General features: G+C 76.1%; 10 protein-coding genes. 3 read left to right on the plus strand and 7 right to left on the minus strand.

The features are described from left to right. Window positions 1-4: 4 nt before the first annotated feature. From nagB to EJA20_RS01745, 6 genes are all read right to left on the minus strand, one after another. The gene (gene nagB, locus EJA20_RS01720) at window positions 5-787 is read right to left on the minus strand and encodes a glucosamine-6-phosphate deaminase (protein WP_129336450.1); all 783 of its coding nucleotides are present in this window, start codon (window positions 785-787) and stop codon (window positions 5-7) included. Continuing rightward, window positions 787-1,794 (minus strand): ROK family protein, encoded by a 1,008-nt coding sequence (locus tag EJA20_RS01725; RefSeq protein ID WP_240674877.1) that lies wholly within the window; start codon window positions 1,792-1,794, stop codon window positions 787-789. The genes nagB and EJA20_RS01725 overlap by 1 nt, the downstream gene beginning before the upstream one ends. After that, window positions 1,791-2,624 (minus strand): carbohydrate ABC transporter permease, encoded by an 834-nt coding sequence (locus tag EJA20_RS01730; protein WP_240674878.1) that lies wholly within the window; start codon window positions 2,622-2,624, stop codon window positions 1,791-1,793. The genes EJA20_RS01725 and EJA20_RS01730 overlap by 4 nt, the downstream gene beginning before the upstream one ends. Continuing rightward, a complete protein-coding gene (locus EJA20_RS01735; protein ID WP_129336451.1) occupies window positions 2,621-3,598 on the minus strand; it encodes a carbohydrate ABC transporter permease in 978 nt (325 codons plus the stop codon). Before EJA20_RS01735 ends, EJA20_RS01730 begins: the two co-directional genes overlap by 4 nt. A 113-nt stretch (window positions 3,599-3,711) precedes the next feature. Continuing rightward, the gene (locus EJA20_RS01740; protein ID WP_240674880.1) at window positions 3,712-5,058 is read right to left on the minus strand and encodes an extracellular solute-binding protein; all 1,347 of its coding nucleotides are present in this window, start codon (window positions 5,056-5,058) and stop codon (window positions 3,712-3,714) included. An 83-nt stretch (window positions 5,059-5,141) separates the two neighbouring features. Then, on the minus strand, window positions 5,142-6,293 hold the full coding sequence (locus tag EJA20_RS01745) for an ROK family transcriptional regulator (protein ID WP_240674881.1): 1,152 nt from the start codon (window positions 6,291-6,293) through the stop codon (window positions 5,142-5,144). A 109-nt stretch (window positions 6,294-6,402) separates the two neighbouring features. Here EJA20_RS01745 and EJA20_RS01750 point away from each other — a divergent pair, with 109 nt between their 5' ends. Together EJA20_RS01750 and cspE are read left to right on the plus strand one after the other, a co-directional pair. Next, window positions 6,403-8,049 carry a family 20 glycosylhydrolase gene (locus EJA20_RS01750; protein WP_205687310.1) on the plus strand — a complete coding sequence of 549 codons (1,647 nt, stop codon included), beginning with the start codon at window positions 6,403-6,405 and terminating at the stop codon, window positions 8,047-8,049. Between the two features lie 152 nt (window positions 8,050-8,201). After that, on the plus strand, window positions 8,202-8,405 hold the full coding sequence (gene cspE / locus EJA20_RS01755) for a transcription antiterminator/RNA stability regulator CspE (RefSeq protein ID WP_129336453.1): 204 nt from the start codon (window positions 8,202-8,204) through the stop codon (window positions 8,403-8,405). Between the two features lie 160 nt (window positions 8,406-8,565). On the opposite strand, the gene EJA20_RS01760 is transcribed toward cspE, so the two are convergent. Further along, on the minus strand, window positions 8,566-11,145 hold the full coding sequence (locus EJA20_RS01760; RefSeq protein ID WP_205687311.1) for a glycoside hydrolase family 3 C-terminal domain-containing protein: 2,580 nt from the start codon (window positions 11,143-11,145) through the stop codon (window positions 8,566-8,568). Window positions 11,146-11,390: 245 nt separating this feature from the next. On the opposite strand from EJA20_RS01760, the gene EJA20_RS01765 reads away from it, so the two are divergent. Then, complete coding sequence (locus EJA20_RS01765) at window positions 11,391-12,704, plus strand: ABC transporter substrate-binding protein (RefSeq protein ID WP_240674882.1); 1,314 nt, start codon at window positions 11,391-11,393, stop codon at window positions 12,702-12,704. The last annotated feature ends 29 nt before the right edge of the window (window positions 12,705-12,733 follow it).

The following is a 12,733-nucleotide window of genomic DNA, read 5'->3' on the forward strand; positions in this document are numbered from 1 at the left end:
CGCGTCACAGGCCCTGCCACGCCGGCTTGCCACGCCAGGTCGCCCGGTAGTGCTCGGCGAGCTCGAGCCGCGCGGCCGCCGCCTCGTCCACGAGCACGGTGACGTGCGGGTGCAGCTGGAGGACGGTGGCCGGCCAGCGCGCGCTCACGGGTCCCTCGACGAGCTGCGCGACCGCCGCCGCCTTCGCCGGGCCCGCGGCGAGGAGCACGAGGTGCCGTGCGTCGCGGATCGTCGCCAGGCCCTGCGTGAGGACGTGCGCGGGGACGGCCGCGGGGTCGTCGCCGAAGAACCGCGCGTTGTCCCGCCGCGTCTGCTCCGCGAGCGTCTTCACGCGGGTGCGCGAGGCGAGGGAGGAGCCGGGCTCGTTGAAGCCCACGTGCCCGTCCGTGCCGATGCCGAGCACCTGGAGGTCGACGCCGCCCGCGTCCGCGATCGCCCGCTCGTAGGCGGCGCACGCGGCGGGCAGGTCGGCGGCGTCCCCGTCGGGGCCGAGCACGGCGTCCGGCGGCAGGTCCGTGCGCGCGACGAGCTCGCGCCCGACGACCGCCCGGTAGCGCTCGGGGTCGCCCGGCGGCAGCCCGACGTACTCGTCGAGGAGGAACCCGCGGGCGTGCGCGAAGGACAGGCCCTCGTCGGCGTGCCGGCGGGCCAGCTCGTCGTAGAGGGCCAGCGGGGAGGAGCCGGTGGCCAGCCCGAGGACGGGCCGCTGCCGGGTGCGCAGGACCGCCTCGACCGCGTCGGCCGCCAGCCGGGCCGCCTCCGCGACGGGGACGACGACGACCTCCATCAGCCCACCGCCGCCACGGCCTCGCCCGTGCCCTCCGCGGCGGCCAGGGCCGCCCCGATGGGCGCGACGAGGAGCTCGGGGCGCACGACCTGGACCCGGTCGGCGACGCCGAGGCTGGCCAGGAACGGCGAGGTGGCCGTCCGGGCACGCAGCGCCACCTCGAGCGCGACGAGGAGCGGCTGCCCCAGCTGCGCCACCCCGCCCCCGACGACGACGTGCTCCACGTCGCACGTGAGCACGAGCGTGAGGACGGCGGCCGCGACGGCGTCGACGAACCGGTCGCGGACCCCGCCCGCCGCCGCGTCCCCCTGCGACGCGGCGGCGAACACCTCCTGCGCCGGCGGCCGGCCCGTCCGGCTCGGCCAGGCGGCCGCGAGCGCCGACCCCGAGGCGTACAGCTCGAGGCAGCCGCGCTGCCCGCAGGGGCACACGGGCCCGTCGGGGCGGTAGGGCAGGTGCCCGACCTCCCCCGCGGCGCCGCGGTGGCCCCGGCGCAGGCGTCCGTCGAGGAGCAGGCCGGCGGCCAGCCCGGTGCCGAGCGAGAGGAACGCCAGGTCCCCGCGCAGCCCGAGCACCCGGGCGGCCCCGAGCGCCGCGGCGTTGAGGTCGTTCTCCAGCGCCACCCGCACGCCGCCGAGCGCCTGCCCCAGCAGGTGCGCGACGGGCGCCGCGTCCTCCAGGCCGAGGTTCACCGCGTGCGCGACGGTGCCGGCCGCGGCGTCGACCACCCCCGGCAGCCCCACGCCGACGGACGCGAGCACCCCCGGCGCCAGGCCCTCCGCGGCGCAGAGCCGCCCCACCGCGTCGGCGGCCGTCGCCACGACCCCCGTCACCCCGGGTCGCGAGGGCACCCGCACGGTCCGCCGCAGCAGCCCGTCCTCGAGCAGCACCGCGAGCACCTTGGAGCCGCCGACGTCGAGGCCGGCGTGCCAGCCGGCCGCGCCCCCGGGGCCGGGCGGCAGCGCACCGGGCACGCGCGGGCCCGGCACCGCCTCCAGTGCCGTCACCCCTTCACCGCGCCGGAGACCAGGCCCGCCGTCAGCCGGTGCTGCACGAGGAGGAAGAACACGATCACGGGCACGGCGATGAGCGTGGAGCCGGCCATGACCAGCCCCCAGTCCGTCGCACGGTTCGCCTCGACGAGGCCCTGCAGCCACAGCGGCAGCGTGCGCTGCCCGGGCTCGGTCATCACCACGAGGGCGAGCGTGTACTCGTTCCACGCCTGGAGGAAGCCGTACACGCCCGAGGCGACGAGCCCCGGCGCCAGCAGCGGGAACGTGATGCGGAAGAACGCCCCCGTGCGCGAGAGCCCGTCGACCATGGCGGCCTCCTCGAGCTCGACCGGCACCCCGGCGACGAAGCCCCGCAGCATCCACACGGTGAACGGCAGGATCGCCGCGACGTAGACCAGCGCCAGGCCCGCGGCGCGGTTGAGCAGGCCCCAGTCGTCGAGGACCGCGTACTGGGAGATGAACAGCGCCTCCGCCGGGATCATCTGGACGACGAGCACGGCGAGCACGAAGGAGCGCCGGCCGCGGAAGCGGTAGCGGCTGATCGCCAGCGCGGCGAGGAAGGCGAACAGCACCGCGGCCACCAGGGTGAGCGCCGTGACCGCGAGCGAGACGCGGAAGGCCGTGAGGAACGAGGCGTCGTCGAGCACGCGCCGGAAGTTGGCCAGCCCCCCGCCGAGCGGGAGGAACGAGGGGTCGGGCGCCCTGAGGCGGTTCGTCGGGAGGAAGGCGCTCTGCACCATCCAGTAGACGGGGAAGGCCCACAGCGCGGCGAGGACCAGGGCGAGCAGGGCCCACAGCCGCCCGGCGAGCGCGCGGCGCCTCACAGCTCCTCGTCCCGCAGGACGGACCGCAGGTAGAACGCGGTGAGGGCGAGCGTGAGCACGAGCATGATCGTCGCCATCGCGCCGGCCACGGAGAACTCCTTCGCCAGGGAGTAGATGTAGGTGCCGAGCAGGTGCGTGTCGCGCGTCGGGGCGCCGCCGCGCTGGAGGACGTGGACCTGGGTGAAGACGCGCAGGTCCCAGATGACCTGGAGCAGCGCCACGACGAGGAGCACGGGCCGCACCATGGGCACGGTGACGCGCCAGAAGCGCTGCGCGGGGCCGGCCCCGTCGAGCTGGGCGGCCTCCATCGTCTCGGCCGGCACCTGGAGCAGCGCCGCGTGCAGGTTGAAGGCGACGGAGGGCACCGACATCCACACGACGATGACGGTGGCCACCGCGTAGAAGGACAGGGGCTCGACGAGCCAGGAGTGCGCCCGCATGCCCTCGAACCCGAGCGGGCCGGACAGCACCCAGTTGACGACGCCGTACTGGGTGTCGAAGAGCCACTGCCAGACGGTCATCGTCGCCAGGACCGGGGTGCCCCAGGCGAGCAGGAGCGCGACCTGGAGCACGACCCGCGCCGGCCGCGCGACCCGCTGGAGCAGCAGCGCGAGCGCCGCGCCGAGGGCCATCGTGAGCCCGGCGTTGACGAGGCAGAACGCGACCGAGCGGCCCATGACCGTCCACACGTACGGGTCGGAGAGCAGCTCGGCGTAGTTGCGCAGGCCGACCCACTCGGCCGGCCGGCCGAACTGCTGCGCGAGCCCGTACTCCTGGAAGGACAGGACGAGCTGCCGGCCGAGCGGGTAGCCCAGCCCGACCACGATCGGCACGAGGGCCGGCAGGAGCAGCAGCGGGGGGCCGGGCGCGCGCCGCCGGCGCGGGCGGCGACGGGCGGCCGGCACGGGCGGCGACGGGCCCGTGGGCGGGACGGCCGGCGCGGGCACGGCGGCCTCCGGGGGGGCGAGGGGCATCGGGGGCTCCGTCGGGTCCGGGCGGGACGAGGGGCGGGGCGGGCGGGGTGCGGCGGCGGACGGCGGCCGGGCGGCGCAGGGGCGGCGGTCGGTCACCCGCCGCCCCGGGCGCGTCAGCCGAGCGTCCGGGTGAGGAGCCTGTCCGCCTCGGCGGCGGCCGCCGCCGGGTCGGTGCCGGTCGCGATCTGCTGGAAGAAGTCCTCCAGGATGCGGTCGCCCTCCACGTCGGCCCACTTCTCGGCCGGCGGGGTGGGCTTCGCGTCGAGCGCCGCCGCCACGGCCGCGGCCGCGTACGGGTCGTCGCCCAGGGCGTCGACGAACGTGGTGTTCCCGGGGATGAGCCCGTTCTCCGCGAGCATCGTCTGGTACTCGTCGTCGAAGACGATGCGCAGCAGGTCCTGGGCGAGGTCCTGGTGCTGCGAGAGCGCCGGGACGGCGATGCTGGACCCGCCCCCGAAGACGGTCGCGGGCGTGCCCTCCTGCGGACCGGGGAGCGGGAAGACCCCCGTCTTCTCCTCGTTGCAGGCCTGCTGCTCGGCGAGCAGCGCCTTCGCCTCCTCCGACTCGTCGTCGGCGGCGACCCCCTGGTTGCACTCCGGCAGGTCGATGCTCCACCGCGCCCACGTCGGCGCGGAGAACATGGCGGCCTGGCCGTTGTTGAAGGGCACCCACGGCTCCTCGGAGTCCGCGTCCCTCGGGGCGCTCGTGCCCTCGGCGAAGAGCCGCTGCACCTGCGCCAGCCCGGCCTGGGCCTCGGGCTCCGCCAGCGCGCCGCGCCAGGTGCCGCCCTCCTGCACCGCGAGGTCGCCGCCGCTGCTGAAGACCCAGGCGATGCCGTTGTACCAGTCCTGCCCCGGGAACCAGAACCCGCTGTAGCCCTCCTCGCCGGACGGGTTGGCGGCCTGGAGCGCCACGGCGGCGTCCCCGAACTCCTCGAGCGTCCGCGGCACCTCGACCCCGGCCGCCGCGAAGTGGTCCTTGCGGTAGAAGACCGCGCGGGAGCCGGCGTAGTACGGCAGCGCGTACACGGACCCGTCCGCCGTGCCGGCCTCGACGAAGCCGGGCAGCAGGTCCTCGCCGCCCAGCTCCTCGGAGAGCTCCGTCAGGTCGGCGAAGGCGCCCGCGTAGGAGAACGTCGGCGCCTGGGTGTTGCCGATCTCGACGACGTCCGGGGTCTGGTCCTCCGACGCCAGGGCCGTCTGCAGCCGCGGGACGAGCCCGCTCCAGTCCTGCTCCTCGATGACGAGGCGGGTGCCGGGGTGCTCCGCCTCGAAGGTCTCGGTGAGGTGGTCGCGCAGGGCCTGGGGCGTGTCACCGCCCGCGAGCCACAGCGTGATCTCCTCGGCGCCGCCGGAGCTCTCCTCGGCCCCGGCCTCGCCGCTGCAGGCCGCGAGGGCGAGGAGCGCCGTCGCCCCTGCCCCCGCGAGGACGCGGCGGCGCTGCGTTCGTAGCATCGTCATGTCGGTGACCCCTCTGGTGCTGTGGCGGTGCTGGCCGGCACCGCCGCCGGATGGTGATCGGACGGAGGACGGTCGGCTCGGGGTCACGAGACCCCGAGCTGACCGGACAGCACGAGCACGGCGGCCCCCGCGAGGGCGCCGTGCTCGTCGAGCGTGGTCATCCGCAGGCGCAGGTCGCCGCCGATGACCGGCATGGTGCGGCTCCGCACGGTGGCCAGCGCGGCCTCCGTGAGGGGTCCCTCGAGGAGCTCCGCCGGACCGGCGAGCACCACCTCGGTGAGGTTCAGGGCCCCGAGCACCGGGGCGAGGACGATGCCGAGCCGCCGGCCGACGGCCGCGAGCGCGGCACGGCGCTGCTCCGGCGGCAGGCCGGCGACCCGCTCCCGCAGCGCGGGCACGGACAGCACCGTCTCCAGGCACCCCGTGCGGCCGCAGGCGCAGGGCCGCGGCGCGCCGAGGGGGGCGTGCTCGTCGTCCCGCTCGTCGACGGCCGTGACGTGGCCGAGCTCCCCGGCCGCGTGCCGCTCCCCCTGCACGAGCCGGCCGTCGAGCACCGTGCCGACGCCGACGCCGAGCCCGACGGTCACGACCAGGAGCCCGTCCCCGCGGGCCCCGCCGTAGGTGAGCTCGCCGAGGGCGGCCGCGTTGGCGTCGTTCGCCACGTGCACGGGCAGGTCGAGGGCGGCGGCCAGCTCCGCCGCGAGCGGGACGTCCCGCCAGCCGCGGTTCGGCGCCTCGAGGACGCGGCCGGCGCCGTCGACGACGCCCGGGGAGGCGACGCCCACGCCGAGCACGGGGGCGGTCGCCGCGGCGACGAGGTCGCGGCACAGGTCGAGGAGCGCGTCCTGCGCGGCGGCGCCCACGAGCCCGTGCGCGGCCCGCGTGCGGCGCTCGAGCACCGTGCCGGCGAGGTCCAGGACCGCGCCGCGGAGCTCGAGGTCGTCCGTGAGGTCGACCGCGACGATCTGGAACGCGCCCGTCCGCAGGCCCAGCAGGGTGGCCGGCTTGCCGACGCGGCCCTCGCTGGCGGCCGGGCCCAGCTCGCCGACGAGCCCCTCGTCGAGCAGCGTCCCGACCAGGTCGGACACCGTCACCCGGGTGAGGCCCGTGGCGCGGGCGAGGTCGGCGCGCGAGGCGGGCCCGTGGTGGAACAGCCGCTGCAGGACCATGGACCGGTGCTGCACCCGGGCGTGCTCCGGCAGCACCTTCGCAGTGGGCCGGAGCGTCGTCGTCACATTTGTTAGTAGACCTGCCTTACTATCTCGCGTCAAGACCTCCCCGCCGTCCCGCACCGGGGCGGGCGGAGCTCGCCGCCCGACGCCCACACCGCCGTGGAGGACCCCCGTGGCCGCACCGCCCACCCCGCTCCCGCTCGTCCCGGCCCCCGTCCGCGCGGTCCCCGGCCCCCCGGGGGCCGTCGTGCGGCTGGGGGCCGCCCCCGACGTCGACGCCGACCCCGGGGCCGAGCTCGCCGCCGCGCACCTGCGCCGGGTGCTCGCCGGCACGACGGGCGGCACCCGCACCGGTGCGCGGACCGGCGCACCGGGCGCCGCGGACGCCGACCCCGTGCGGGTGCGTCCGGCCCCCGTGCGGCTGCGCCTGGACGGGCCGCCGCCGGCGGGCGGCGTCCCCGGCACCCCCGTCCCCGGCACCCCCGTCCCGGGCGGCCCCGTCGCGGGCGCCTACCGCCTGACCGTGGCCGCCCCCGCCGACGGGACGGGGCCGGGCCACGTCGAGGTGCGCGCGGAGGACGCGGCGGGGCTCCTGCACGGGGTCGTCACGCTGGCCGCCCTGCTGCGACCGGCCGCGAACGGGTGGGAGGTCGACCCCGTGACGGTCGAGGACGCGCCCCGCTTCGGCTGGCGGGGGCTGAGCCTCGACGTCGCGCGCAGCTTCCTGGCGCCGGAGGACGTGCGGCGGGTCGTGGACCTGCTGGTCGAGCTCAAGCTCAACGTGCTGCACCTGCACCTCACGGACGACCAGGGCTGGCGCCTCGAGGTCCCGTCGCGGCCGGCGCTCGTGGAGCGCTCGTCGGGCACGGCGGTCGACGGCGGCCGCCCGGGCGCGTACACGGTGGCCGAGTACGCGGACCTCGTCGCCTACGCCGGCGAGCGAGGCGTCGTCGTGGTCCCCGAGATCGACCTTCCCGGCCACGTGAACGCCGCCCTGCACGCGTACGGCGAGCTGTCCCCGGACGGCGAGCGCACGCAGGAGTACACCGGCATCGACGTCGGGTTCAGCCGCCTGCGGCCGGACCTGCCCGCCACGGAGCCGTTCCTCGTCGACGTGCTCGGGGACGTGGCCGCGCAGACCCCCGGGCCGTTCGTGCACATCGGCGGCGACGAGGTGCACGAGGCGCCGGCGGAGGAGTACGCCGCGGTCGTCGCCGTCGCGGCGCGGGAGGTGCGCCGGGCGGGCCGGACGCCGGTCGCGTGGCAGGAGGCCGCCGGGACGGACCTGGGCCCCGGCGCGGTCCTGCAGCTCTGGGACGTGCGGCTCGACCCGACGACGCTGCTGCGCGCCGCCGCCGACGGAGCGCACGTGGTGCTCTCCCCCGCGCCGCGGGTCTACCTCGACATGAAGTACGACGAGCGGACCGAGCTCGGCCTCTACTGGGCCGGGTACGTCGAGCTGCGGGACTCCTACGACTGGGAGCCGCTCGACCTCGTGGCCGGGCTGCCCGCCGACCGCGTGCTCGGGGTGGAGGCGGCGCTGTGGTCGGAGACGGTCCGGTCCCTCGACGACGTCATGCACCTGCTCCTGCCGCGGCTCGCGGCCGTCGCGGAGGTCGCGTGGTCGGCGGCGGAGGTGCGGGGCTGGGACGGGTTCGTCGCGCGCGTGGGCGCGCTGTCGCGGCGGTGGGACGCCGACGGACGGCGCTGGTACCGCTCGCCGCAGGGCGTCTGGCCGGCACCTCCCGGGGACGGTCACGCCCGCCCCGAGACACGCGTCACCCGAAGGGGTGAGCGCGAGGACCGGTCGGTGGTGTAGCGTTCCCTGCGTTGCAGTGCACGTGTCGTTCGAAGGTCAGTCCCGACCGCCTCGGCGATCGGGTCAGCATGACTCCCCGAGCAGACGGACGAAGCATCGTGACGACCGGTGACGATCCCGTCGTCGGTCCGACCGCTCGAGAGGAGCACATAATGGCCACCGGTACCGTGAAGTGGTTCAACGCCGAGAAGGGCTTCGGCTTCATCGCGCCGGACGACGGCAGCGCCGACGTCTTCGCCCACTACTCCGCCATCCAGTCGAGCGGCTACCGCTCGCTGGAGGAGAACCAGAAGGTCGAGTTCGAGGTCCAGCAGGGCCCCAAGGGCCTCCAGGCCGCGAACATCCGCCCGCTCTGATCTCCTAGCGGCTGCGAAGGCCCCCCGGACCTCACGGTCCGGGGGGCCTTCGTGCGTGTCGGGGCGGTCCTCGGGCCCGGGTGCGCCGCCGGAGGACCGCTCCGCCCGGGCATGCGACGACGGCCCCGCACGCGCGTGCGGGGCCGTCGTCGTCCGGCGCTCAGGGCCCGGTGAGCGCCGCTCGCGCGTCCTGGGCCTGCGCGGTCAGGCGCGCGCGTGCCGCCTCGGTGAGGGTGCTGCCCGCGGGCGGGGACGCCAGGCGCTCGACCAACCGCGTCAGCTGCTGCGCCGCTGCCGCGTCCTGGCCGCGGTCGAGGTGGCGCTGCGCCGCCGTGACGTTCTCCGCCAGGAGGAAGGCGAGCGGCCCGGCGACCGCCCGGTCCTCCCGCAGCGCCGCGAGGGCGGCCGCCAGCCCGCGGGTGCTGCGCACGGTGAACGACGCCGTGAGGTCCGCCTCCGACGAGCCGCCCACGGCGACCGTGTAGCGCCCGGCGGCGGTCGTCCACCGCTCGGTGACGTCGTCCCAGTGCTGCAGGGCGCGGTGCTCGGCGAGCTCGGCCTCGGTGAGCACGATCTCGACCCACCGCGACGCGCCCGGCTCGAGCGTCACCTCCTGCCACCCGACGAGCCGGGAGCCGGGGTCGCCGGCCGACCCGGGCAGCGTGACGTAGGCCTGCGCGGTCTCCGTGCCGGCGCGCCCGCCGGTGTTCGTCAGGCGGAACCGCACGCGCAGCGCGCGGTCGCCGTCCGTGCTCCGCGGGGTGACCGTGAGGTCGTCGTAGGCGAAGCTCGTGTACGTGAGCCCGTGCCCGAAGGCGAAGAGCGGGTCGACGCCCCTCTCCTGGTACCACCGGTAGCCGACGGCGCGCCCCTCGGCGTAGTCGACCCGGCGGATCTCCTCCGAGCCCGCGGGGCGCTCGGTGCCGCCGTCCGCGAAGGTCCCGGGGTACTGCGCCGCCGAGCCGGCGGTGGGGGTGTCCGCGAGGAGGCGCGGGAAGGTCATGGGCAGCCGTCCGGACGGGGACACGTCGCCGAACAGCAGGCTCGCGATCGCCGGGCCGCCCTGCTCGCCGCCGTACCAGGCCTCGAGCACGGCGTCGACGTCGTCGACCCACGGCATCTCGACGGCGCTGCCCGTCTGCAGGACCACGACCGTGTCGTCGTTGGCCGCCGCGACGGCGGCGACGAGCGCGTCCCCGCCGCCCTGCAGGTGCAGGTCGGACGCGTCGGCGAACTCCCCCAGGCGCTGGTGGCCGAGCACCACGGCGACGTCGGCCGCCGCCGCGGTGGCCGCCGCGGCCGCGAGGTCCTCGCCCGTGTCCACCACGACCGTCGCCCCCGCCTCCGCGGCCCGCGCCCGCAGGGCGTCCTCCGGCGTCACGAGGTCCTCGCACAGGAGGGTCCCGGCGCCGGTGAAGCGCCACGGCATGCTGCACACGTCGGCGGCGCCCACGCCGCCCGTGCGCTCCGCCCGCGCCGTGGGGCCGATGAGGGCGACCGTCGCGCCCTCCGCGAGGTCCAGCGGCAGCACGCCGGTGTTCTTCAGCAGCACGCTCCCCTCCTGCGCCGCCCGCAGCGCGACGGCCTTGTGCTCGGGCGTCGAGGCGTCGGTCGAGGGCACCGCGGGGAGCGGGTGGTCGAAGAGCCCGCCGGCGACGTACGAGCGGACCACCCGGGCCGCCGCCGCGTCGACCTGCGCCTCCGTGATCTGCCCGGCCGCCACAGCCGCGTCGAGCCGCTCGGGGGTGTACCAGACGGGCCGGTTGAGCTCCTGGTCGAGGCCGTTCACGAGCGAGGGCGCGGTGCTGTGGACGGCACCGAAGTCGGACACGACGTAGCCGTCGAAGCCCAGCTCGTCCTTGAGCAGCGTCGTGAGCAGGCTGTTCTCGCAGCCGTAGGCCCCGTTGACCTGGTTGTACGAGCACATGATGCTCGCGGGGTCGCTCCCGGCCAGCGCGATCTCGAACGGCAGGGCGTAGGTCTCGCGCAGCGTCCGCTCGTCGAGGTCGGAGGAGCTCCGCTGGCGGTCGAGCTCCTGCTCGTTCGCGACGAAGTGCTTGAGGTCCGCCAGCACCGGGCGCTCGGGGTCGCCGTCCTGCAGGCCGTTCACGCTCGACGCCGTCAGGAGCCCGGTGAGCAGCGGGTCCTCGCCGAAGTACTCCGCGGTGCGGCCGGACAGGGGCGTCCGTCCGCTCGCGAGGCCCGGGCCCAGGACCACGTTCTTGCCCGTGTCGAAGGCCTCCGCCGCCTGCGCGGCGGCCTTCTCCTGCGCCAGCCCGGTGTCCCAGGCCGACGCGAGTGCGATCGGCGCGGGGAAGGCCGTGACCCCCGGCGTGAAGCGGACGCCGTCCGGCCCGTCCGTGTAGACCACGCGCGGTGTGCACGGGACCTGCGCGGGGTAGGTGACGCCGCCGAACACCGTCTGCTCGGGGGCGTTGGCCGCCTGCTCCACCAGCCACCGGTACTTCTGGTGCCGCGTGCTGGCGTCCAGCAGCAGGCGGGTCCGCTCGTCCGCGTCCAGGGTGGTGTCCATCCAGGGGCAGGCGTCCAGGTCGGCGGCCGCGGCCACGCGGGCGACGGCCGGGGACGGGGTGCCGCCGGCGGCCGGCAGCGCTCCCGCCCCGAGCGCGGTGGGCAGGAGCACCGCCAGCGCGACGCCGGGCGCCGCACGCCGGCGGGGCCGGTCCGTGCGGCGAGGTGGGGTGGGTGAGGGGGCGGGGTGGTGGGGTCGTCGGTGCACGTCCGGGCCTCTCTGCCGGGATCGACCGACGGGCGCGCCGGCCCGCACGGGTGCACCACCCGGCCGGCTCGACGCCCTCGTCGATTGAAGCGCTTCGTTGACGCGGCCCAGGGAACCACCGGCCCCGAGGGCCGTCAACAGCACCCGTCCCCCTTGACACGGCGCCAGTAGCGGCGCACAGTTCTTGAAGCGCTTCATTCGCACGGTCGCGACGAGGCGTCCCGCTCACACTTCGAGGAGGAACTGTGACCCCCATCCGTCGCACCCCCCGGCGCACGATGCTCCTGCTGGCCACGGGCACCGTCGCCGCGCTCGGCGTCGCCGCCTGCTCCGGCCCCGCCGACGGCGGCAGCGCGTCCGCCGGGGCGGAGGCCGAGGAGTTCAAGTTCCTCGTGAACACCGAGAACACGACGATCCCCGACCTGCTCACCTCGCTGTCCGAGGGCGCCTGCAGCGAGCAGGAGGCGGCGCTGCCGCTGTCCGTCGAGACGGTGCCGCAGACGCAGCTCGACCAGCGGCTCCAGCTGCTGGCGGGCCAGGACGCGCTGCCCGCGATGTACGCGGCCGGCAACTCCCCCGCCCTGACGAAGGAGCTCGCGGAGAACGGCCAGGTGCTCGACTTCGAGCAGGCCCTGGCGGACCTCGGCAAGGAGGACGCCGTGCTGCCGGCGGCGAGGAGCACGATCGAGGCGCTCTACGGCGGTTTCAACGTCCTGCCCTTCCAGTACAACATCGAGGGCATCTGGTACAACGAGACGCTCTTCGCCGACAACGGGATCGAGCCGCCGGCCACCTGGGACGAGCTCGTGGCCGCGGCGCAGACGCTCAAGGACGCCGGCGTCGTGCCCTTCGCCGCGTCGGGCGAGCAGGGCTGGCCCATCACCCGCCTCATCAGCGGCTACCTCTTCCGCGACCTCGGCCCCGACGCGCTGCAGAAGGTCGCCGACGGCGAGGCGGAGCTGACCGACCCGGAGTACGTGGCGGCGGCGCAGGCGGTGGCCGACCTCGGCGCCGCCGGGTTCTTCTCTGAGGGCGTCGGCTCCATCGACTACGACACGGCCTTCAACCAGTTCACCTCCGGCGACGCCGGCATGTTCTACATGGGCTCCTGGGCGCTCAGCACGTTCGCCGACCCCGAGGCGAACCCCATCGGCGCGGACGCCGTGGGCTTCATGCCCTTCCCGGCCGTCGAGGGCGGCGCCGGCGACGTCGACGCGTACCCCTCCAACGTCGGTCTGCCCATGACCTTCTCCGCGAAGGCGTACGGCGCCGGGGTCGACGACTGGCTCGGCTGCCTCGCGGACAGCTACGGCGACGCCTCCCTCACGGAGGCGAACACCATCTCCGGCTTCGCCTCGACGGCGCAGATCGAGGACCCGCTCGCCCAGCAGGTCCAGGACACGATCGCCGCCTCGGACTCCTCCGTGCTGTGGTTCGAGGCGCTCTTCGGCACGCAGGCGACCACGACGAGCCAGACGAACGCGGCCCAGCTCCTCACGGGCGCGATCTCCGCCGAGGAGTTCATGTCCCTCGTCCAGGCCGACCTCGACGCCGAGTGACGCGCGCGGGCGGGGCGGCCCTCTCGCCC

The organism is Cellulomonas endophytica (assembly GCF_004123805.1).
Lineage (GTDB): Bacteria > Actinomycetota > Actinomycetes > Actinomycetales > Cellulomonadaceae > Cellulomonas > Cellulomonas endophytica.